This is a genomic window from Oceanococcus atlanticus (genome assembly GCF_002088235.1).
GTDB lineage: Bacteria > Pseudomonadota > Gammaproteobacteria > Nevskiales > Oceanococcaceae > Oceanococcus > Oceanococcus atlanticus.
The window spans coordinates 612,304-633,137 of the sequence record NZ_AQQV01000003.1 but is presented as its reverse complement, the minus strand read 5'-3'; the positions used below and the strand labels follow the sequence as shown (position 1 = coordinate 633,137).

Annotated in this window: 19 protein-coding genes; 12 read left to right on the top strand and 7 right to left on the bottom strand. The window is 61.1% G+C overall.

The genetic code is table 11. From position 1 onward, the window contains the following. Positions 1-14: 14 nt before the first annotated feature. The 4 genes from ATO7_RS13940 (at position 15) to ATO7_RS13925 (ending at position 2,246) form a co-directional block, all read left to right on the top strand. The gene (locus tag ATO7_RS13940; RefSeq protein WP_083562681.1) at positions 15-482 is read left to right on the top strand and encodes a GFA family protein; all 468 of its coding nucleotides are present in this window, start codon (positions 15-17) and stop codon (positions 480-482) included. A gap of 4 nt (positions 483-486) precedes the next feature. After that, complete coding sequence (gene map / locus ATO7_RS13935) at positions 487-1,233, top strand: type I methionyl aminopeptidase (protein WP_083562679.1); 747 nt, start codon at positions 487-489, stop codon at positions 1,231-1,233. Positions 1,234-1,255: 22 nt separating this feature from the next. Next, positions 1,256-1,720: a YbaK/EbsC family protein gene (locus ATO7_RS13930; protein WP_083562677.1), complete on the top strand. Its 465-nt coding sequence runs from the start codon at positions 1,256-1,258 to the stop codon at positions 1,718-1,720. A 181-nt stretch (positions 1,721-1,901) separates the two neighbouring features. Next, a complete protein-coding gene (locus ATO7_RS13925; protein WP_083562675.1) occupies positions 1,902-2,246 on the top strand; it encodes a hypothetical protein in 345 nt (114 codons plus the stop codon). Between the two features lie 83 nt (positions 2,247-2,329). On the opposite strand, the gene ATO7_RS13920 is transcribed toward ATO7_RS13925, so the two are convergent. From ATO7_RS13920 to ATO7_RS13910, 3 genes are all read right to left on the bottom strand, one after another. Beyond that, on the bottom strand, positions 2,330-4,915 hold the full coding sequence (locus ATO7_RS13920; RefSeq protein ID WP_083562673.1) for a S8 family serine peptidase: 2,586 nt from the start codon (positions 4,913-4,915) through the stop codon (positions 2,330-2,332). A gap of 141 nt (positions 4,916-5,056) precedes the next feature. Continuing rightward, positions 5,057-6,217 carry an acyl-CoA dehydrogenase family protein gene (locus ATO7_RS13915; protein ID WP_083562670.1) on the bottom strand — a complete coding sequence of 387 codons (1,161 nt, stop codon included), beginning with the start codon at positions 6,215-6,217 and terminating at the stop codon, positions 5,057-5,059. 11 nt (positions 6,218-6,228) lie between these two features. Next, on the bottom strand, positions 6,229-7,371 hold the full coding sequence (locus ATO7_RS13910; RefSeq protein ID WP_083562668.1) for an acyl-CoA dehydrogenase family protein: 1,143 nt from the start codon (positions 7,369-7,371) through the stop codon (positions 6,229-6,231). Positions 7,372-7,677: 306 nt separating this feature from the next. On the opposite strand from ATO7_RS13910, the gene ATO7_RS13905 reads away from it, so the two are divergent. Both ATO7_RS13905 and ATO7_RS13900 read left to right on the top strand, forming a co-directional pair. Continuing rightward, positions 7,678-10,272 carry a penicillin acylase family protein gene (locus ATO7_RS13905; RefSeq protein WP_083562666.1) on the top strand — a complete coding sequence of 865 codons (2,595 nt, stop codon included), beginning with the start codon at positions 7,678-7,680 and terminating at the stop codon, positions 10,270-10,272. Between the two features lie 268 nt (positions 10,273-10,540). Next, positions 10,541-10,780 carry a c-type cytochrome gene (locus tag ATO7_RS13900; RefSeq protein WP_206044930.1) on the top strand — a complete coding sequence of 80 codons (240 nt, stop codon included), beginning with the start codon at positions 10,541-10,543 and terminating at the stop codon, positions 10,778-10,780. A 14-nt stretch (positions 10,781-10,794) separates the two neighbouring features. On the opposite strand, the gene ATO7_RS13895 is transcribed toward ATO7_RS13900, so the two are convergent. Beyond that, complete coding sequence (locus tag ATO7_RS13895) at positions 10,795-11,133, bottom strand: STAS domain-containing protein (RefSeq protein ID WP_083562665.1); 339 nt, start codon at positions 11,131-11,133, stop codon at positions 10,795-10,797. Positions 11,134-11,150: 17 nt separating this feature from the next. Continuing rightward, a complete protein-coding gene (locus ATO7_RS13890) occupies positions 11,151-11,945 on the bottom strand; it encodes an SDR family oxidoreductase (protein WP_083562663.1) in 795 nt (264 codons plus the stop codon). Between the two features lie 209 nt (positions 11,946-12,154). Here ATO7_RS13890 and ATO7_RS13885 point away from each other — a divergent pair, with 209 nt between their 5' ends. From ATO7_RS13885 to ATO7_RS13875, 3 genes are read left to right on the top strand one after another with little or no spacing between them, the layout of a single operon-like run. Next, entirely contained in the window at positions 12,155-12,562 is a 408-nt protein-coding gene (locus ATO7_RS13885; RefSeq protein ID WP_083562661.1) for an HvfA family oxazolone/thioamide-modified RiPP metallophore, read from the top strand. A 10-nt stretch (positions 12,563-12,572) separates the two neighbouring features. Next, a complete protein-coding gene (locus tag ATO7_RS13880; protein WP_083562659.1) occupies positions 12,573-13,415 on the top strand; it encodes an HvfB family MNIO-type RiPP peptide maturase in 843 nt (280 codons plus the stop codon). Beyond that, positions 13,408-14,166 (top strand): HvfC family RiPP maturation protein, encoded by a 759-nt coding sequence (locus ATO7_RS13875; protein WP_083562657.1) that lies wholly within the window; start codon positions 13,408-13,410, stop codon positions 14,164-14,166. The genes ATO7_RS13880 and ATO7_RS13875 overlap by 8 nt, the downstream gene beginning before the upstream one ends. A 3-nt stretch (positions 14,167-14,169) precedes the next feature. Here the strand turns inward: ATO7_RS13875 and ATO7_RS13870 are convergent, their stop codons facing one another. Beyond that, positions 14,170-15,324 carry a PQQ-dependent sugar dehydrogenase gene (locus tag ATO7_RS13870; protein WP_206044929.1) on the bottom strand — a complete coding sequence of 385 codons (1,155 nt, stop codon included), beginning with the start codon at positions 15,322-15,324 and terminating at the stop codon, positions 14,170-14,172. Between the two features lie 62 nt (positions 15,325-15,386). After that, positions 15,387-15,959, bottom strand: coding sequence for a DUF3228 family protein (locus ATO7_RS13865; RefSeq protein WP_083562653.1), 573 nt, complete (start codon positions 15,957-15,959; stop codon positions 15,387-15,389). A 134-nt stretch (positions 15,960-16,093) separates the two neighbouring features. Here ATO7_RS13865 and ATO7_RS13860 point away from each other — a divergent pair, with 134 nt between their 5' ends. The 3 genes from ATO7_RS13860 to ATO7_RS13850 are packed head-to-tail and all read left to right on the top strand — an operon-like array spanning position 16,094 to position 20,832. Further along, positions 16,094-16,615: a GbsR/MarR family transcriptional regulator gene (locus ATO7_RS13860; protein WP_146680362.1), complete on the top strand. Its 522-nt coding sequence runs from the start codon at positions 16,094-16,096 to the stop codon at positions 16,613-16,615. Further along, entirely contained in the window at positions 16,612-17,685 is a 1,074-nt protein-coding gene (locus tag ATO7_RS13855) for an efflux RND transporter periplasmic adaptor subunit (RefSeq protein ID WP_083562648.1), read from the top strand. The genes ATO7_RS13860 and ATO7_RS13855 overlap by 4 nt, the downstream gene beginning before the upstream one ends. 9 nt (positions 17,686-17,694) lie before the next feature. Then, the gene (locus ATO7_RS13850) at positions 17,695-20,832 is read left to right on the top strand and encodes an efflux RND transporter permease subunit (RefSeq protein ID WP_083562646.1); all 3,138 of its coding nucleotides are present in this window, start codon (positions 17,695-17,697) and stop codon (positions 20,830-20,832) included. The last annotated feature ends 2 nt before the right edge of the window (positions 20,833-20,834 follow it).

Sequence of the window (20,834 nt, the reverse complement as noted above, 5' to 3'; positions counted from 1 at the left end):
ACTGGAGACCCGATATGACTCAAGATATTCAGCCCGGCGCCGCCCAGTGCGGCTGCGGACAAACCCGCTTTCGTGTGCATGGCGCCCCGTTGCTGCGCGCCCTGTGCCACTGCACGATCTGTCAGGAATTCAATCGTGCCCCGTTTGCCGACATCGCCCTGTATCGCGGGCGTGACGTCGACATGCCGGCTGACGGGCAGGTCAAGTTCAACGCCTGGCGCGCGCCGCCGGCCGTCCAGCGCGGGCGCTGTGCGGCGTGTGACAATCCGGCCATCGAGTACCTCAGCATGCCGTTGATGCCAACGCTGGTGATTGTTCCGGTGGCCAACCTGCCGGATGAGCTGGACTTGCCGGCGCCCAGCCTGCATATGTTCTATCACAGCCGGGTGGCCGACATTGATGATGGGCTGCCCAAGTACAGTGGGTACTGGCGCAGCCAGCTCGGCTTTGGCCGGCACCTGCTGCCACGCATGATGGGTTGAGGCGATGACGATTCAGAATCAGCAGGACCTGGACGGTATCCTGCGCACCGGTCGGGTGGTCGCCAGCGTGCTGCACAGCATGCTCGAACACATCGAGCCGGGCATGACCACCGCGGAGCTGGATGACTTTGGGCGACGCCTGCTTGAGCAGCACGGTGCGCGTTCGGCGCCGCAGGCGATGTATGACTTCCCCGGCGCGACCTGCATCAGTATCAATGAGCAGGCTGCCCACGGTATACCGGGCGCGCGTCGGATTGAACCCAATGACGTGGTCAATGTGGACGTCTCGGCGGTACTCGACGGCTATTACGCAGACACCGGTGGCACCACGGTGGTGCCGCCGGGTTCAGCTCTCAAGCGGCGTTTGTGTCATGCCACCCAGATGGCCCTGAGTGCGGCCTTGCAGCAGGTTCGCGATGGTGCACCGATCAATCAGATCGGCCGGGCGGCACAAAAGGTCGCACGGCGTCATGGCTTTCGCATCATTCGCAATCTCGCCGGACATGGGGTGGGGCGGTCCTTGCACGAAGAGCCGGAGAGCATACTCGGCTATCACGACCCCAACGACACACGGATATTGCGCGAAGGGCAGGTATTGGCGATTGAGCCGTTTCTGTCGACCCACAGCACCTGGGTGGACGAGGCGGATGATGGCTGGACCCTGGTCGGGCGACCCGGCAATTTGTCGGCACAGTTCGAACACACCGTGATCGTGACCAAGGGTGCGCCGATCGTGGCGACCCGGCATTGATGTCCACATTGGCTTGTGCGCAATGACCCCGGCGACCAAAGCGCTGGAACGGGCAGGCAAGGCCTATCGCACCATTGAAGTGGACGACTACCAGGGTGCGGCGCGCCAAGCGCGCCTGGCAGAGCAGCTCGGTGTGACCATGGATGCGGTGTTCAAAACCCTGGTGGCGCGCCTGGACGATGTTGATCTGGCAATTGCCGTGGTGCCGATTGGCCGCGATCTGAACCTCAAGGCGTTGGCAGCGCTGGCCGGGCGCAAAAAGGCCGCGATGGCGCAGGCCGACGAAGCACAGGCCGCAACCGGCTATGTGTTGGGCGGGATCAGCCCATTGGGCCATCGGCGACGTCTGCCGGTCTTTGCCGATGAGTCCTTGCGTGATCACGCCCAGGTCTTCGTCAGCGCCGGTCGTCGTGGTCTCGAGCTGGCGCTGACGCCGGATGATCTGGTGGCCTGCAGTCAGGCCAGGCTCGGATCGCTGGCGCGGTGATGGTGGTCATCTAGCGGCAGGTGGCGCTGTATTTCGCCATCCAACCATTGGCGTGGTCTGTGTGTCTGCTGATGCGTGTGTACAACGATCAATAATGTGCTGTTTTGATGACCTGTGAGGTTATCGACGTGCGCTGATCGCTGCGTTCTAATCGTCGTTTTGTGTCACGGGACTCCGCTTTATGACGATTTTTCGCAGTTCGCTTGTGCTTGCCACCCTGGCCATTTATGCCCTGACCATCCTGGCCGTGACGACGCAAGGCTACAACTGGCCTGCTGTGGCGCTGGGCGATATCGCCAGTCTGAATTGGCGAAGCCAGTTCGATGTTGATTTCATCATCCATCTGCTGTTGCTGGCTGGCTGGGTGGTGTGGCGCGAAGGCGCCACGCCGCGTGGCTATGTGTTCGGGTTTTTGAGCATTGTGATGGGCGGTATGTTCAGTTTCCCTTATCTGCTGCATGCCAGTCTGGTGGCCCGTGGTGATGTGCGCCAGATGCTGCTTGGCGTTCGCGCGGGCGCCCGCTAAGCCAGCCTTTTCCCTGTTCGGATGCACAAAAAAAGGGCCGGGACGAGAAACGCCTCCGGCCCTGTGTGGGTCAGGTCTGCGGTTTAGCGAGCGCGGCGGCGCACGCCCAGCAGACCGATCAGTATCAGCAGTACGGGCCAGCCGGTGCTGCCACCACGGTTGGGATCCAGACTTCGTGACGGCGTTTCGTCGTCGCTGTTCGCCGCATCCACCAGTTTGCCGGTGGTCAGCTGCAGGCTGGCATCACCGTAGTCACCGCCCCACACCAGACGCATGGCCGAGGTGTATACGCCGGTGAAGTTGAGCTGCAGCCGCAGCTGGGCGCCGGCTGGCACGCTGGTGGGCGGCAGCGTGAATGGATAGAGACCCTGCTCCGGTGTGGCGCCGACGATGCTCAAATCTTCTCCAGCCCCGATGGACATGATCAGATTTCCTTCATTATCAACGGCATCCAGCTGATAGTTAATGCTGGAACTGAAGGCCAGACTGTAGATCGGATAGAGCTCAGTGGCCAGATACAGGGTCAGCAACGCATCCCCGCCGATGAGCGTGTCCTGTTCCAGTGGGGCGGAGGTGAAGGTGGCCGGCACACCCAGTCCGTAATTGACCAGATAGCCGACGGTGCCGGCGTGGCACTGCGCATCGGCATCGCCCAGGCTGAGCTGGCCGGAGGCGCCTTGCAGGTCGTAGGCGCAGCCTTCCGGTGAGGACATGCCGCCTTCACCGCCGCTCAGGCTGAAGTGCAATTCGCCGTCGGCCACATACTCGGGGCCGCTGGGCTCATCGAAGTTGGCGTTCTGGGCTTTGAGCTGGTTGGCGACGACGGTGACTGAATGGCCCCACAGCAGACCCGGCTGCGAAACATGCAGAATGCCCGCGGCGTTGAGGGTCCAGGTGCCGGGTTTGCGCTCGATGCCGAGTTCGTCAAAATCGACCTGCATCAGCCCGATACCGATTTCGGTCAGTTCTGAACTGGCCACCTCGTTGCCGTCCGGGTCGATCAAGGTTAGCGACCATTCATACAGCAGGTTGAGGCCAAGCAGGCCAAGATCCGAAGGAAAGGCCACGCCGGCGCGAATGGCGTCGGTGTCGGCGCTGACTTCAATCGGGAAGTCGTAGCTCTCCAGACCCAGCGCGGTGGCGCCGATGGAGATGAATTCCCACTGATCAGAAGCCACCACCGAATACGGCCGAGCGGCCAGGGCGCGGGCTTCAATGTCGGCCTGCAGGCTGTCCAGCAGCTCGGCCGAGAAGTCTTCGCGCAGGACCAGATCCACAGCTCGCTTGGCGTTGACGAAACCATAGCCCGATTGCCAGAAGGCGGCATCATCGCGCATCGCATCGGCGGTGACCTGCATGACCTTGCCGACCATGTCCGGGGTCAGTTCCGGATTGGCTTGCAACAGCACGGCGGCCAGGCCAGCCATATGCGGTGCGGACATCGAGGTGCCCGAGGCCACGGCCGAGCCGTTGGGCAGGGTGCCGGGGCACACCACCACGCCGGTCGGCGTGCAGGTTGAGGTGATGTTGCTGCCCGGCGCGGACACGTCCGGATGCGACAGGCCCAGGCCATCACCTGCGTAGTGCACGTGGCCGTTTTCGTCCAGTTCCTTGACCGTGCTGTTGTCGAACATCAGACCGGACGAGGAGAAGCCGGATTTTTCTGCTGACAGTGTGGCCGAGCCGGACATGATGACCCAGGGGGCCATGGAATGAACGTTGGTGGTCATCTCCAGGCCGTCGTTGCCGGCCGAGAAGACCACCGTCATGCCCGCATCGACCAGCGCTTTGCTGGCTACATTGATCGGCGAGTTGGGATCGAACACGTGGAAGCGGCTGCCCCAGGAGTTGTTGACCACCCGGATGTTGTATTCCTCCTGCTTGGCCAGGATGTCATCGAAGGAGGCCAGGGCGGTGAAGATGAACAGCACTTCGCCAGTCGAATAGCCGACCATGTGGGCGCCGGGGGCGACACCGATGAGGCTGCCGTCATCGACGCCTTCGCCGGCGGCAATGCCGGCCACATGGGTGCCGTGACCGATGGTGTCGGTGTTGTTGTAGGGCAGGTTGTCGAAGGGCAGAACCAGGGCCGGGCTGCCTGGCCAGCTGATGCCCAGCGGTTCGCTCACACCCAGAATGTCCAGATATTCAGGCGAGTAAACGCGCACATTGTGGACCACCCGATTTTCCAGGTCTGGATGCGAGGCATCGATCCCCGAATCAACGATGGCAATGCCGATACCGCCGCCGTCATAGCCCAGTTCACGGGTGATGTCGGCACTCATGGCTGCGGTGGATTCGGCCGAATGCCATTCCAGCGCCTTGTCGATGTAGACGTCGCGCGCGAGACCGCCACGCACCGCCTGGGTCAGCTGGGTCACGGTGCCTTTGGTCAGCACCATGGGCAGATGCTTGAGCGGCTGGGCTACCAGGCCCAGTGCGGCCAGTGCATTGACATCGCTGTCGCTGGGCACGGTGTCGAGCATGGCCACAGCGCGAATGGGTTCGTCGACCGGGATATTGGAGCCGAGTATGGCGCGCAGGCCGGGTGTGCTGCTGGCCGCATGGGCGTTGTGCACCAGCAGCATACTCAGCACAAGCAGGGTCATGAGGAGCGCCGCCGGATGCCATCCGCGAGGATAGGCCAGCGCGCGTGCCGTGGTCGTCATGGCAAGGTCTCTCTTTATGGGTTTTGTGACACTGGCAAGCACGCACAAGCTTGCCAATTGGTTCCCACTGGCCTTGCGGCTGCCGGATGCCAGGCACAAAAAAAGCCCGGCGAACCGGGCTTTTTCACTGTGGCTTGTTGCCTAGGCCGCGTTGGCCAGCTTGCCTTGAGCCTGACGCTGCGCCTTGTCGAGTGAGGCGAGGCGGCGCAGCTGATGCGTACGATCGCCGAACAGGCTGCCGAACGCGGTCAGGCGACGGAAGTAGTGGCCGATGTCGAGTTCTTCGGTCACACCGATGCCGCCGTGCAGCTGAACGGCCTGCTGAGCCACATACTTGCTGGCTTTGTGCATGTAGGCCTTGCAGGCCGCCACGGCTTTCTGACGTGCGGCCCGGTCGCTGTCGGACAAGCGCAGCATCACCATCAGAATCATCGACTGGCTTTGCTGCACTTCGATGAACATGTCGACCATGCGGTGCTGCAGAACCTGGAACGCGCCCAGCGGCATGCCGAACTGTTTGCGGGTTTTGCTGTATTCCGCGGTTTTGGCCAGCAGGGCCTGCATGGCGCCGTAAGCATCTGCGCAGGAATAGGCGGTGGCCAGATCCAGCACATCTTCGATCACCTCGCCAGCTTCGCCGCCGAGACGCTGCGCGGCGACGTTGTTCAGGCTCAGCTCGCCGGCCACGCCGCCGCCCAGCACCTTGTTGGCTTTGAGGCTGACGCCGCTGGCGTCCTTGTCGATCAGGAACACACCCAGGCCTGTGGCCTCATCGGTGGCACCGCTGATACGTGCCACCACCAGGAACTGATCGGCGTTGGGCGCATTCAGGACCATGGATTTGTGGCCTTTCAGCGTCCAGCTGTCGCCCTGTTCGCTGGCGCTGGTTTCGCACCACAGAGCTTGATAGCGCCCGCCGAGTTCAGCATGCGCCAGGCTGATCTGGCGCGAGCCGTCCATCAGCCCTGGCAGCAAAGCGCTTTTCTGCTCGGCGCTGGCCAGCTTGGCGATGGTCTGGCCGGCCAGGACCACATTGGCCATGTACGGTTCCACGCACAGTCCGCGGCCCATTTCTTCAGCCAGCAGCAGCAGTTCGATATGGCCGTAGCCTAGACCGCCGTCGGCATCGGAAAAGGGCAGGCCCTGCCACTGCAGGTCACCCATCTGAGCCCAGGTGTCGGCGCTGTACCCCTGTTCGGTTTCGATGATCTTGCGGTAGTCCTCGAAGCCGTAGGCATCCTGCAGAAAACGCTGGAAGCTGTCTTTGAGCAGGGTTTGTTCTTCAGTGAAGGAAAAGTCCATGTGTCAGCTCCTTACAGGCCCAGGGCGAATTTCGCCAGGACGTTCTTCTGAATTTCGTTGGTGCCGCCATAAATGGTGGAAGCACGACCAATGTTGTAGGCCGCCGTGGCCTGGGCGTAAGCAGCTTCTCCAATCGCCTCGGCCTGCCACGGCAGGCTGGCGTAGGCGCCCATTTCCACCTTGTACTCAGCCAGGGCTTGCTGCAGCTCGGTGCCTTTGATCTTCAGGCCGGAGCTTTCCGGACCCGGTGGCTTGCCGCTCTCGGCGCGCTCCAGGGCACGCAGGTTGGTGTACTCCAGTGCCAGCAGGTCCACTTCCAGTGCGGCGATGTCTTCGTCGATCTTGGGGTCGTTGCGCAGATTGGGGTCGGCATCTCGCAGCACCTTGAGTTCCTCGATCTGTGCTTGGCACAACGGAACACCGGCAATCGTGGTGCGCTCATGACCGAGCAGGAACTTGGCGATGGTCCAGCCTTTGCCTTCTTCACCAACCAGATTCTTGGCCGGCACCCGCACATCCTTGAAGAACACCTCGTTGAGGTGGTGGGCGCCGTCAATGCTGCGAATCTCGCGCACTTCGATGCCCGGCGTTTTCATGTCGATGAGCAAAAAGGAGATGCCTTCCTGCTTGCGACCGCTGGCGTCGGTGCGCACCAGGCAGAAAATCCAGTCCGCGATGTGGGCGCTGGTGGTCCAGATTTTCTGGCCGTTGACGATGTAATCGTCGCCGTCGCGTTCGGCACGTGTCTTGAGCGAAGCCAGATCCGAACCTGAGCCCGGCTCGGAGTAGCCCTGGCACCACAAGCGTGTGGCGTTGACGATATGTGGAAGGTGCTCGGCTTTCTGCTCGTCGTTGCCGAAGGCCATGATCACCGGGCCACACATGCTGACCCCGAAAGGGTTCACGCCGGGCACATTGGCCAGCGCGCATTCGGTGTCCCAGATGTAGCGTTGGGTCGCGGTCCAGCCGGTGCCGCCATATTGCTTGGGCCAGCCGGTGGCCAGCCAGCCTTTGCTGGCCAGCGTCTGTTCCCAGGCCAGGGTTTGTTCACGCGAATGCGTGAGGGAGGGCGGGAAATCGGGTTTGTTGGCGCGCAGCCACTCGCGGACTTCCTGCTGGAAAGCTTTCTCTTCGGCGCTGAATTCCAGATTCATGGGCCGGACTCCTGCTGTTATGACGCGGTGAATGGAGCTCGCGATGTTATCGACTGGTAACATTGGTCGCAAGCGCTACCGCATCCTCTGCGCTGCACATTCCGGCTGCACTCAGGTAGCGTCATGAAACGAGATGTCGGCTAGCGCATCTCCATGCTCTTTTTCAGGGTTTTGTGAATTTTTAAAAACTCAAGAAAAACAGATTTATAAAGAAAATAGTTCAAGTTACTTATGACTCTTGCCGTCGTTTGAATCGATGCCAAGAGGCGCGCGAAGAAGCGTGTTTGCTGTGTGCGAGAGAGAATCATGCGAAAGAAAAACGTGCTGCTGTGCGGCCTGATTGCTGTGCTGTTGAGTGGTTGCAATACCAGTGGAGGGCGCGACGGATCGGGCGTGCATCAAGGCGGCGAAAACGTGCAGATGCGCGTCTCCAACTTGTTGCCGCCGGGGCAATCCGGCCACGTTTCGGTCGACGGGCAGGCGGTGGGGACGCTGACCGGCAACCCGGCTGATTTCGGTGATCACATCGATGATCAACGCCTGATGTACTGGAACTCGGAGTTCAAGGACGGCCGTTTCCAGGACATTACTGATCGTCAGCCAGACTATGAACCGCGCGAAGGTGTGCGTATTTATCTGGATGAGTTCGGGGTGCCCGCAGTGCACGCCGAGTCTGTTGAAGATGTGTGGTTCGGTGCGGGTTACATCATGGCCGTTCAGCGTCTGTTCCTGATGGACGGCGTGCGCCGCCAAGCCAAGGGTACGCTGGCTGAGCTGACGGGCCCCTCGGCGGTGCCGGATGATGTGCAGGCTCGCACCCTGACCTACACCGAAGCGGAATATCAGGCCATGTTCGATGGGCTGTCGGAGGCAGCGCAGCAGGCGGCTATTGGCTATCGCGATGGGGTTAATCAGCGTATCGGGGAGGTGACACTCAATCCGGTGCTGTTGCCGGCTGAATTTGTCCTGCTGACCACCTTGCCGCAGCGCTTCTCACTCAGCGACATCATGGCTGCTGGCGTGTTGATGACCCGTCAGGTCGCGTCCGATGGCAGCTATGAAATGAAAACGGTCGAGGCGCTCAAAGCCTTGCAGGAGATGCACGGCAAAGCACGAGCGCGTGACATCCTGCAGGACATTTTGTGGATTGATGACCCCAAAGCGGCGGTGACGATTCCAGCCAGCGAGGGCACCTTTACCAATATGGGCACGCCGGCCAACCAGCGTGAAGCTGCGTTCAATGCATTGGCAGATTTCGTCGAAACGCTGCCGGCTGAACTGGCCGAGGGGCCGGGCACCGGCGATTATCCTGAACCGGCCGGCCTGCCGATTCTCAAGCAGACAGTCGCCAATCCGGCGGCTGAGGCGGCGCAGAATGTCATCGAGTACATGCGTGGATTGCACGGCGGCTCTTACATGGCCATCGTCACGCGGGAAAAATCAGCTAACGGTATGCCCTTGCTGATCAACGGGCCGCAGTTGGGCTACGGTTATCCCAGCCTGCTGGTCGAACTTGAGGTGCACGGCGGTGGTGTGCATGCGCGCGGTGCTACCGTGCCGGGGTTGCCGGTGATCGGGATTGGTTACAACGAACGTGTGGCCTGGGGTGTGACCACCGGCTATTCCAAAACCATCGACAGCTTCATTGAAGACACCTCGGTTGGTGATGGCCCCAACCAGTATCTGCACAATGGCGAAGTGAAAACCATGGACTGTCGCGAAGAGACGGTGAACTATCGCGAAGCGCCGCAAGGTGTACCGATTTTGCCGCCACTGTTTTCGGAAACGTTCGAGGTTTGTCGCACGGTGCATGGCCCGGTCGTAGCGCGCAGTGAGGATGGCAACTACGCCCGCAGCGTGCAGTACGCCATGTGGAAACGTGAAGTGGACACCATCGAGGGCATTATCGGTTGGCAACAGGCGCGCAATTACAATGAGTTCAAGGCTGCGATGGAGAAGGTGACCTGGAACGAGAACACCATGATGATCGATGCCGATGGCAATGCCGCGTATTTTCATCCCGGCTTGCATCCACGCCGGGCGCCAGGCACGGATCTGCGCTTCCCCAGTCGCGGCACCGGCGAGCACGATCATCTGGGTTTCTTGAGCTTTGCGGAAACGCCACAGGTGCTCAATCCGCAGCAGGGTTACGTGACCAACTGGAACAACAAGCCGGCCATTGGCTGGGGTGAGAATGTCGGTGGTGATGCTTCAACCCGACCGGCCGGGCCGATCCAGCGCAATGTGAACTGGGAGCAGCAGTTGGCGGCGGCGGACAAAATCAGTTTCGAAGACCTGATTGAAATGGACAAGCTGTCAGGTCGTCTGGACGTGCGCGCCGCGCCGTGGCTGCCTTTGATCAGTGCAGCACATCAGGCTGGCGTGCTGGAGCCTGCAGAGGCAGCCTTGGCTGAAATCCTGCTGGCCTGGGATCAATTGCACTACAACCCCGCTATCGACATCGAGGATGAAGAGGCACGCGATCGTCCAGCCGAAACCATCTTCGATGTGTTCGTGGATGCCGTGCGCGAGATGATGCTGCAGGATCTGTTGCCGCCGTCGTACTACCGCCACATGTCCATCGTGGGCAGCCACGAATACGATGCTTCTCCGCTGGATAATCTGGTACTCAAGGCCCTGAATCCAGGTATTTCGGGTATTCCGCTGCGGCTGGATTACCTGCAGGGTAAAAGCGTGAATCAGTGGATACAGGATGGCCTGGCCGAGGCACGCACGCGTCTGGAAGCCGAATATGGCTCTGCCGATCCAGAGGATTTCCGTCGCATTCATCACCGCGACGACGTCTGCTCTCTGTCCGGCATCATCGGTCCATGCTTGACCATGCCGCATCAGGATCGTGGCAGCTGGAACGAGATCATCGGCTTCGAGCGGGTCGACTAGACCTTCTGCGTCTTAATGTGTGTCAGCCCGCGGTGGCTGCGGGCTGGCACACAGGTCTTGAGTCCCGGGTATCACCTGAATTTCTGGCCGGATCACGGTACATTGGTGAAACCGAGGGGAGTGAGACACCACAACAATGACAAAGACATACACCGTGGCCTGGCCACTGTGCGGGGTGCTTTTGGTTTTGATGACAGCCTGTAACGGCGGCGGAACGAATACGCCTGTTGCTACGCCAGAGCCCGTAATCCAAGCCAGCGAAGCGACCATGACACTGTACAACCGCAGCTGCATCAGCTGTCATGCCAGCGGGTCAGCCGGCGCGCCGCGCACTGGCGATGCGACGGCTTGGGCTGCGCGGATTGATCAGGGGCGGGAAATGCTGCTCAAGCGCACCAAATCAGGCTGGATAGGCATGCCGCCCATGGGCATGTGTACTGATTGCACGGATGAGCAATTCATCGATCTGATCGAATACATGGCGCAAAGCAAGATTACCAAGCCGTAATCTTGCTGGCCTGGCTACAGGCCGCGTTCGCGGCGCATGTCGTCCAAAGATGGGTAGGTGGGAATCACCTGATCAATACGCAGAAAGCTCAGCATGTCTGCAGGTTGGCCCTTGGCGCCGACGAAGCAGACGGTCTTGTCGAAGGCTTTTAGCTGCTTGTGAATGGAAACTAGGGCGCCGATGCCGGTGGAGTCGACAAAGCTGACATCGGCCAGGGCTATGGCGCTGCATTGACCGTCGTGAGCCGCCATGCGGGCACTGATTTCGGTAAGGCGAGGCGCGGCATCTGCATCCAGTGGGCCTTGCGGGTAAACCACGAAAATGCCGTTAACCGTCTCGGAATGAATCTCCATGATTCGCAATGTTGTCCTTAGTGAGGGGCGCGGGTCAGTCGCTGGTTGATCTGTCGGGTTAACCACAGGGGCGCCATCTTAACTGCTTGATACAGGGCTTTGGTGGAGAAGCCTACGGTCCAGTGCACTTTGGGTATGGCGCCGCGGTAGGTGGCGGCTTTGATAACGGTTTTGGCCACGTCGTCGGGGGTGAGTTTGACGCCCATGTTCTTGACGCTCTGGGCTTTGTCGAGGTTGTCGATCATGGCGGTGCGCACGAACAGCGGCCAGATATCGACCACACGAATGTCGTACTTCGACCATTCCAGATCCAATGCCTCGGTCAGTCCGCGGACAAAGAACTTGCTGGAAGAATAGGTGGCGAGGTCGGCCTGGCCGTATATCGCTGAGGCTGAGGCCATATTGATGAGGCAGGCCTGCGGCGTGTCACGCAGATATGGAAAAGCCAGATGGCAGCCGTTCATCACACCTTTGACGTTGATATCCACCATGCGGTGCTGGGTTTCAAGATCGATGTCCTGAAATTCGCCGGAGCTGAGCACCCCAGCATTATTGAGCACGCCGTGCAGCTGCCCACCGCTGACCTCGCAAAAGGCACTGAGGGTGTTTTTCCACTCCAGCGGATCGGTGACATCCAGCCGTCCAAACGTCACGCGTTGATTGCCCAGTTCCTCGGCCAGCTTCTGACAACCGGCTTTGTCGATGTCATACAGACCCACATGCCAGCCTTCACGGTGAAAGGCTTGTGCGCAAGCTTTGCCGATGCCGGCTGCTGCGCCCGTGATGAAAATGTATTTGGTGGTCGAAGACATAGGTGCGTGCTGTTTTTCGCCAAGTTGAACAGCCGCCAAGTGTGCACGATCCGGCGCGTGAATGTCGCATCCAGGACAAGGTTCATGCGCGCTTTTTTGGCGGCTTGTGTGAGTTTTACGCCGACGCCACGGTCTGCTGGTTCAGAGAAATGTAATCTCGGTTTGTTATCCCCGTCCGGGGTATTGTTTGATCGCAAGGAGTGAACAGCATGTTGAAGAAAGAAATCGGCAAATCCATCGTTTTGACGTCGGGTTCGGCACTGGCCCTGTCCATGGCGTTGTCCGGCGGCGTTCATGCCGAAGCCAATCCGTTCCAGGCCACGGATCTGGGCAACGGTTACATGCAGCTGGCGGAAGCCAAATGTGGCGAAGGCCGTTGCGGCGGCAGCAAAGCGGGTGAGGCCAAATGTGGCGAAGCCAAATGCGGTGAGGCCAAATGTGGTGAAGCCAAGTGTGGTGAGGGCAAGTGCGGCGGCGCCAAAGCCAGCGAAGCCAAATGCGGTGAAGGCCGTTGCGGCGGTTCCAAGGCATCGGAAGCCAAATGTGGTGAAGGCAAGTGCGGTGAAGGCAAGTGTGGTGGCAACCAGTCCACCATGGACCGCATGATCGGCAAGTGATCGCGCGCTGATGTCATCACAACTGGCTGCGGCTGGTCTGGGGCTGCGGCGGGATTTCCTGCCGCAGTTCCTCGACAGGCCGCCGGAAAATGTCGACTTCATTGAAGTCGCGCCGGAGAACTGGATGGGGCTGGGCGGACGCCTGGGCCGGCAGTTTGCCGAAGCGCTCAGGCACAAGCCCTTGTACTGCCATGGTCTGTCTCTGGACCTGGGTGGCCCACGTCCGCTCGACCGTGACTTTCTTGACCGCCTCAAGGGTTTTCTGGATCAGCACGAGGTGGTCAGCTATTCCGAGCACCTCAGTGCCTGTGGCGATCAGGGTCATATGTATGACCTCATGCCGATTCCGTTCACTGAGGACGCAGTGCACTACGTGGCCGCGCGTATTCGGGCCGTTCAGGCGCATCTGCAGCGCCCGGTGGCGGTTGAAAACGTGTCTTACTATGCCGCGCCCGGCGCCCGTATGAGCGAGCTGGAGTTCATCTGTGCAGTGCTCGATGAAGCCGATTGCCAGCTGCTGCTGGATGTGAACAACATCGTGGTCAACAGCATCAACCATGGCTATGACGCGCAAGCCTTTCTGCGTGGTTTGCCGCCACAGCGCGTGGCTTACATTCATGTGGCCGGACACGACCATGAAGCCGAGGATCTGCGGGTCGACACCCATGGTGCCGATGTGGATGCCGAGGTCTGGGCGCTGCTCGCCGATGCCTACGCGCATGTCGGTGTCGTGCCGACCCTGCTTGAGCGCGATTTCAACATCCCGTCGCTCGAGGCTCTGCTTGGCGAGGTCGAGCAGATTCATCAGATTCAGCAGCAGCATCTGAGCAAGGCTGTGCGCGCGCATGGCTGAGCCTGGGTTTCAGGCCGTTCAGGCACAGTTCGCGGCGCATATTCGCGATCCCCAAACGCAGGCGCCGCCAGCGGGTGTCGAGGATCGCCGTATGGCGATTTACCGGCGCCTGTTCATCAACAATATCGACAATTTCCTGTGCCAGGCGTTTCCGGTGCTGCGTCAGCTTTACAGCGACGCCGACTGGGCGGCGCTGGTTCGCAGCTTCTACGCCGGACACAGCTGCCAGCGTCCGCAGTTCTATCAGCTGGCTGAAGAGTTTCTGGATTATCTGCAGCACACGCACCGCATGCGCGAGGTCGATCCGCCGTTCATGCTCGAGTTGGCCCATTACGAATGGGTGGAATTGGCCCTGGCCATTGATCCCGCCGAGGCTCCGGATGATTTTGATCCGAATGGCGATCCTATGAGTCAGGTTTGCGTGTGCACCCCGTGGATGCGCGTGCTGACCTACAGCTTCCCGGTGCAGCGCATTGGTCCGCAATTCCAGCCGCATGATGCGCCGCCCGAGCCGACCTGTCTGCTGGTGTTTCGCCAGCGCGATGAGCGCATCGGTTTTCTGGAACTCAATGTGCTGACCGCACGCTTTCTGCAGTTGTTGACCGACACACCGAAAAGCGGCCGTGAAGCATTGGCCCGGCTTGCCGATGAAGCGGCGCTTGAGGTGCAACAGATCGCCAGTTTTGCCGCCGACCTGATCGACGACCTGCACCGTCGCGGCGTGATCCTGGGTGCGCGAGCCGGCGGCTGACAGCTAGGCGGGCGGGGCCAGCCGGATCAGCTTGCCCTTGCTGGCATCGGTCAGCACATAGATCAGTCCGTCGGGGCCGACCCGCACATCACGAATACGAGCATCTTCGCCCGCTACATAACGGTGCTCACCGACGATGCGTCCATCTTCGACATCCAGCCGGACGAGACGACGGTGCTTGAGCGCGCCGACCAGGATGTCGCCCTGCCAGTCGGCAAAAGCGCTGCCACGGTAAAACGCCATGCCGGAGGGCGCGATCGACGGCACCCAGTAATGCCGCGGCGGCTCGATGCCGGGTTTTTCGCTGCCTTCGCCAATCGAGAAACCGGTGCCGTATTCCTTGCCGTAGGTGATCAGCGGCCAGCCGTAATTGCGTCCTGCAACAATCCGGTTGAGCTCGTCACCGCCTTGTGGGCCGTGCTCATGGGTCCAGATTTCGCCGCTGTCCGGATGCGTGGCCATGCCTTGAATGTTGCGATGGCCGTAGCTGTAGATCGCCGGGTGAGCGTTGTTCTGGTTCCGCAACGGATTGTCTTCGGGAATGCCGCCGTCGAGGGTCAGGCGGATCACGCTACCCGCCGCGTCCGCGCTGTCCTGAGCGCGTTGGCGCTCACCCCGGTCTCCGATACTGAAATACACATGACCGTCGTCATCAAAGGCGATGCGCGAACCGAAGTGACGTCCGGAGTCGGTTTTCTGCGGCAGGCTGAACAGGGTTTGCCAATCGTCCAGGCGCGCGCTGTTGCCCTCCACGACCAGGCGGCCACGGCCCAAAGCGGTGCCGTAGACATCGTCGCCCGCCTGATTGAAGGTCAGGTACACCCAGTTGCTGTCGCCATCCAAAGCGAAGGCCGGATGCAGGGCCACATCCATCAAGCCACCCTGGCCGGTCACGGCCACATCCGGCAGCTGGGCAACGCGGATGCGTTGTTTGCCTTTGACATACAAAAGCTCGCCAGCTTTTTGCGTGATCAGCCAAGCCTGATCGGGCAGAAATGCCAGGGCCCACGGCTGCTCCAGGTCTTCAAGCAATGTTTGCGCGCGAAACGGAGCGGGCTCGGTGGCCACGCTGGGTTCGCTGCGGCACGCGCTGCTCAAGCTCAGCAGGGCCAGGCTGCCGAGCACGGCCATATGTTTGTAACGGGACAGGTGAGGCATTTCAGTAGCTCCGGAGCAGGGTGGTGTGCACGGCTTATGCGACCACCGCCAGCATGTCAGGTTCAGCGCGCCTTGCGTGCTTCGCGCCAGTTGGCATGGGCGGACCAGAACGCCACGCTGCGCTGATACGCGGCGCGGTCCAGCTCAACGCCGGAACCCCCTTCGTCCACCCCAAGCGCGTTGCGCATCATGGTGATCGGCGCCAGCGGGGTTTCTTTGGGTTCCGCCGTGGCCAGACAGCCGACCACGCCCCAGTCGGCGTCGATCGGGTCGCCTTCCTTGTGCAGCTGGGCCCGGTCGTAAACGATCACCAGCAGGTATTCGGCGCGCGGCGGCTCGACACCTTCGAACCAGCGGTTGAGCACGGCCAGCTCATCGTCATTGCGCGCCTCGTAAGCCGAGCGCAACAGGTGCTGGTTGTCGGCGGTAATGGGTACCGCGGCCACTCGTGTGGTGGTCCAGTTGCGGTGCACATGCAACTTGCAGAACGGTGCGTAACCATCCAGCACATCCAGCGGGGTGTGGGTATTGATGTGATGCTCGAAGCTGGCCGCATCGCAGCCGGTGATGGCATTGCGCCGTCCATCCTTGGGAAACAGGCGGCGGCGGGCGAAGCGGGTCAGGGTAATGTGCATCGGGCGCTCCAGCGGTGTGGTGGATGGGCGGTGCGCGCATGGTACCCAACAGGCCTTGCTGCTGCCGCATCGCGCGTTTGATTAGTATGTTCAGTATTGACTGAACGATATGAAACATGCACGATGCGCGCCACATGAACACACCCCAATCCAATGTGCCTGCAGCCGCGCGCGCCGCCGCTGAAGCTGCCGCCGAAGAATTTATCGAAGGCATGGGCCTGACCGCTGAGGCCGATGGTCTGCCGCGTATCGCCGGGCGCATGTGGGGCCTGTTTGTGATCGAAGGCGGGCCTTGCAGTTTCGCCGAGCTGGCCGAACGTTTGCAGGTATCACGCGGCAGTATCAGCACCAATGCCCGACTGCTGCGTGACTTCGGGATACTCGAGCGGGTCAGTCGGCCGGGTGATCGACAGGATTATTACCGCCTGGCCGAGAATCCCTATGGCGCCTTGTTGCACGGCTATGCGGACCGTATGCGGGCCAAGCAACGCAATGCCGAGCGTGCGATCAGCGCGCTGCCCCTGCAACACATGCCCGGCGTGCGTCAGCGTTTGGAAAGCATGCAGCAGTTTCACCAGTCGGCGGTTGAAGCCACCGAAGCCCTGATCGCCAAATTGCGTGATCCGGCACACCCTCATCAACAGGACGATCAATGACATCCAGACATCCAGGATGGATAGCGGGCGGTATTCTGCTGCTGGTCTGCATCTGGCTCTTATCCGGCGCATTTGGCAGTGATGACGCGCATGATGAGCAGACCTCCACCCAGACGGAGGCCCCCAAGCTGCGTGTGCGTGTGGTCGAGTCACAGGCGGCGGAACGCGTCCGTGAGGCGCGGGTCAGTGCGCGTACCGCACCAATGCGGGCGGTTGCGCTGCGCGCTGAGACGGCTGGGCGGGTGACGACGATTGCGGTGGAACGTGGCCAGCCGGTGCGGCAGGGCGAGGTGCTGTTTGAACTGGAAACCGGCGATCGTGCCGCCCGGGTGCAGCGCGCCCAGGCTCAGGTCGAAGAGCGCAAACTGCAGTATCAGGCTGCGCAGCGTCTGGCGCGCCAGAACCTGCAAAGCCCGGTTGAAGTGGCCTCGGCCAAATCCAATCTCTCGCTGGCCGAAGCGGAACTGCTGCAAGCCCAGGAAGCCTTGCGCAATACACGCATACGGGCGCCATTTGACGGCATGCTCGACAGTCGTCAGGTCGAGCAGGGCGATTATCTTAGCGTGGGTGACCCGATCGGTCGTTTCATCCAGATCGAACCTTTCCTGGTCCAGGCCCAGGTTTCAGAGGATGTGGTGGTGTTTCTCAAGGCCGGACAAAACGCCCGTGCCCAGCTGCCCGATGGCAGTGAAGCCAGCGGTGTGCTGCGCCACGTCGCACGCGAGGCCGATGCCAACACGCGCATGTTTCCTGTCGAGCTGCTGGTCGCCGCGCACGAAAAACCGGTTATTGCCGGTGGTTCTGCGGTGCTGATGCTGCTGTTGGAGCGGGTGCAGGTGCATGTGGTGGAACCGGCCTCGCTGGCGCTGGACAACGAGGAGCACTTTGGTATCAAGAGTGTTGATGAGCAGGGCAAAGTGCGCTTTCACCGTGCCACCATCGAGCAGGCCGGCAAGGACGAGATCTGGCTCGGTGGCTTGCCTGAGCAGCTGCGCATCATCACGGTCGGCCAGGGCTTTGTCAGCGCCGGTGAAGATGTCGAGGCGGTGGTCGTCTCAGACGCATCCTGAGGCGCTGACATGGATCAGATACTGGCCGCGGCTTTCAGTCGTCCGCGCACCCTGTTCGTCGGTCTATTGACCATCCTGATTGCGGGCACCGTCAGCTACCTCAGCATCCCCAAGGAGGCTGAGCCGGATGTCAGCTTCCCGACCATTTATGTGTCGATGGTGCACCAGGGCATCACCCCCGAGGATTCGGTGCGTCTGCTGATCAAACCGATGGAGCAGGAGCTGCGTTCGCTCGAGGGCCTCAAGGAGATGCGTTCCACCGCAGCCGAGGGCTACGGCACCATCAAGCTCGAGTTTGAGGCCGGCACCGATGTGGACGAGGCGCTGGATGATGTCCGCGTCAAGGTCGATCTGGCTCGCCCCGAGTTACCCAGCGAAACCGAGGAGCCGACCATCCAGGAGGTCAATATCGCCTTGCTGCCAATGATGGTGGTCAATCTCTATGGCGATGTGGATGAACGCACTCTGGTGACCATCGCCAACGACCTCAAGGACCGGCTGGAAGCGCTGGCCGAAGTGCTCGAGGCCGAGGTGGTGGGCGACCGCGAGGAGATGGTTGAAATCATCATCGATCCGGTGCGTCTGGACACCTACCAGCTGGTGGTGGAAAACGTCATTGGCGCGGTCGATCGCAACAACCAGTTGGTCGCCGCCGGCGCACTGACCAGCGGCAGCGGCCGCTTCACGCTCAAGGTGCCCGGCATTATTGACGATGTCGACAAACTGCTCAGTCTGGTCATCCGCGAGGCCGATGGCGAAGTGGTGCGGCTGAGTGATGTGGCCACGGTGCGCCGGACCTGGATGGACCGCGAAAGCCACGCCCGGCTTAATGGCAAGCGCACCATCGCACTGGAGGTGTCCAAGCGGGTTGGCACCAACATCATCGAAACCAGCGCCAAGGTGCGTGAGCTGGTCGAACAAACGCGCAAGGCCTGGCCCAAAGCGGTCGAGGTCAACTACTCACAGGACAAATCAACCGAAACCCAGCGCAATCTGGATGACCTGCAGAACAACGTGTTGTCCGGCGTTCTGCTGGTGATGATCGTGGTGGTGGCGTTTTTGGGCCTGCGCGCCGGGACGCTGGTCGGCGTTTCAATTCCAGGCTCGTTCCTGCTCGGCATTCTGATCATCGGCAGCATGGGCGTAACCATCAACATGGTGGTGCTGTTCGGGCTGATTCTGGCCCTGGGTTTGCTGGTCGACAGCACCATCATCGTGGTCGAACTGGCCGATCGGTACCTGGCCGAAGGGCAGCCGCGCACCCAGGCTTATCTGCACGCCGCGCAGCGCATGGCCTGGCCGGTCATTGCCTCCACGGCCACCACGCTTGCGGCCTTTGTGCCGCTGCTGGTGTGGCCCGGGGTGATCGGCGAATTCATGAGCTATCTGCCGCTGACCCTGATCTGCGTGCTGGGCTCCTCGTTGTTCATGGCACTGCTGTTCATCCCCAATCTGGGTGCGGTGATCGGTGGCGCCTCGCAGGCCGGGCGTCAGGTCGGCTGGCAGCCGGGGCAACCACTGAGTGGCTGGACCGGACGCTACGTGGCGCTGGTTCAAAGTCTGTTGCCGCACTCGGGCAAGGTGCTGATGGGCGCGTTTGTCGCCCTCATCGCCACATTCATGCTCTACGGCAAACTCGGCAAGGGGGTGGAGTTTTTCCCCGATGTCGACATGGACAATGCGCTGGTCAAGGTTCATGCCCGTGGCCCCTTGTCGCTGGACGAGATCGATCGTCTGGTCAGTGAGGTCGAACGCAGCGTGCAGGACATCCAAGGTGTGGAGTCCATCTATGCCCGCTCCGGCCTGAAGTTCACCCGCGGTGATAACACCGAGGACACCGTGGGCATTATTCAGCTGGGTTTCGAGTCCTGGGACCAGCGCCCTGCATCAAGCGAGCTGATCAGGGCGATTCGCCAGCGCGTTGGCGAGCCGGCCGGGCTGGGCGTGGAAGTGATCACCCCCGAGGCCGGGCCGTCCGATGGCAAGCCGGTGCGCATCGAACTGTACGGACCATCGCTGGAAGAACTGAGCAAGGCGGTGACCTGGCTGCGCCAGGGCATGCGCGAAGTCGGTGGTTTTGTGGATGTAAGCGACACCTTGCCGCACCCCAATCTGGAGTGGCGCATCGACATCGATCGCACTGAAGCGGCGCGTTTCGGCACCGATATCGCCACCGTGGGGCAGGTGCTGCAGCTGGTCACCCAGGGCATCAAGGTCGGTGAATACCGTGCCCCCGATGCACTTGAGGAAATGGATATCCGGGTGCGTTTTCCCGAGCCTATGCGGGATCTGGACACCCTGGACCGACTGCATGTGACGACCCAGCACGGTCTGGTGCCGGTCACCAACTTCATGCAGCGCGAGGCCGCCTTCAAGGTGACCAACATCAACCGTATCGACGGGCATCGCGCCATCGCGGTGGAATCCTATGTGGCCGACGGGCTGGTCGTGGCCAATCAGCTGGCCAAGCTGGGCAATTGGGTTGATGCGCACTACGAGGATGCCCATCTGCACCCCTCATTGCGCGTCGCATTCAAGGGCGAGGATGAGGAAATCCGTGAGGCCGAGGCGTTTCTGTCCAAGGCCTTCATGGTCGCACTGGCGTTGATCGCGGTGATTCTGCTGACCCAGTTCAACAGCTTCTATCAGTCGTGGCTGATACTCACGGCGGTGATGTTTTCGACCATCGGCGTGCTGATCGGTCTGATGGCAACCGGCCAGACCTTTGGCGTGGTGATGTCCGGCATCGGGCTGATTTCGCTGGCCGGCATCGTGGTCAACAACAACATCGTGCTGATCGACACCTACAACCAGCACCGTGCCGCCGGCATGTCGGTTGATGATGCGGTGCTGACCACCGGCGCCGAACGTTTGCGTCCGGTGTTGTTGACCACCGTAACCACGGTGCTGGGTCTGCTGCCGATGGTGCTGAAAATGAACATCAATCTGTTCGCGCGCGAGATCACCTTCGGTGCGCCCTCAACGCAGTACTGGCAGCAGCTGGCGTCTTCGATTGTTGGCGGTCTGATCTTCGCTACCGTGCTCACGCTGGTGCTGACCCCGTGCCTGCTGGTGCTGGGCGAGCGTCTTTACCGCAAGCTCGGGCGCACCAACACGGTTCATACCCATGCTGCGGCCGAGGTCTGAGC

Bases quoted from the DNA above. Each gene is read 5' to 3' on its own strand.
- ATO7_RS13940 (WP_083562681.1), top strand. From the start codon at position 15: ATGACTCAAGATATTCAGCCCGGCGCCGCCCAGTGCGGCTGCGGACAA.
- map (WP_083562679.1), top strand. From the start codon at position 487: ATGACGATTCAGAATCAGCAGGACCTGGACGGTATCCTGCGCACCGGT.
- ATO7_RS13930 (WP_083562677.1), top strand. From the start codon at position 1,256: ATGACCCCGGCGACCAAAGCGCTGGAACGGGCAGGCAAGGCCTATCGC.
- ATO7_RS13925 (WP_083562675.1), top strand. From the start codon at position 1,902: ATGACGATTTTTCGCAGTTCGCTTGTGCTTGCCACCCTGGCCATTTAT.
- ATO7_RS13920 (WP_083562673.1), bottom strand. From the start codon at position 4,915: ATGACGACCACGGCACGCGCGCTGGCCTATCCTCGCGGATGGCATCCG.
- ATO7_RS13915 (WP_083562670.1), bottom strand. From the start codon at position 6,217: ATGGACTTTTCCTTCACTGAAGAACAAACCCTGCTCAAAGACAGCTTC.
- ATO7_RS13910 (WP_083562668.1), bottom strand. From the start codon at position 7,371: ATGAATCTGGAATTCAGCGCCGAAGAGAAAGCTTTCCAGCAGGAAGTC.
- ATO7_RS13905 (WP_083562666.1), top strand. From the start codon at position 7,678: ATGCGAAAGAAAAACGTGCTGCTGTGCGGCCTGATTGCTGTGCTGTTG.
- ATO7_RS13900 (WP_206044930.1), top strand. From the start codon at position 10,541: ATGACACTGTACAACCGCAGCTGCATCAGCTGTCATGCCAGCGGGTCA.
- ATO7_RS13895 (WP_083562665.1), bottom strand. From the start codon at position 11,133: ATGGAGATTCATTCCGAGACGGTTAACGGCATTTTCGTGGTTTACCCG.
- ATO7_RS13890 (WP_083562663.1), bottom strand. From the start codon at position 11,945: ATGTCTTCGACCACCAAATACATTTTCATCACGGGCGCAGCAGCCGGC.
- ATO7_RS13885 (WP_083562661.1), top strand. From the start codon at position 12,155: ATGTTGAAGAAAGAAATCGGCAAATCCATCGTTTTGACGTCGGGTTCG.
- ATO7_RS13880 (WP_083562659.1), top strand. From the start codon at position 12,573: ATGTCATCACAACTGGCTGCGGCTGGTCTGGGGCTGCGGCGGGATTTC.
- ATO7_RS13875 (WP_083562657.1), top strand. From the start codon at position 13,408: ATGGCTGAGCCTGGGTTTCAGGCCGTTCAGGCACAGTTCGCGGCGCAT.
- ATO7_RS13870 (WP_206044929.1), bottom strand. From the start codon at position 15,324: ATGCCTCACCTGTCCCGTTACAAACATATGGCCGTGCTCGGCAGCCTG.
- ATO7_RS13865 (WP_083562653.1), bottom strand. From the start codon at position 15,959: ATGCACATTACCCTGACCCGCTTCGCCCGCCGCCGCCTGTTTCCCAAG.
- ATO7_RS13860 (WP_146680362.1), top strand. From the start codon at position 16,094: ATGAACACACCCCAATCCAATGTGCCTGCAGCCGCGCGCGCCGCCGCT.
- ATO7_RS13855 (WP_083562648.1), top strand. From the start codon at position 16,612: ATGACATCCAGACATCCAGGATGGATAGCGGGCGGTATTCTGCTGCTG.
- ATO7_RS13850 (WP_083562646.1), top strand. From the start codon at position 17,695: ATGGATCAGATACTGGCCGCGGCTTTCAGTCGTCCGCGCACCCTGTTC.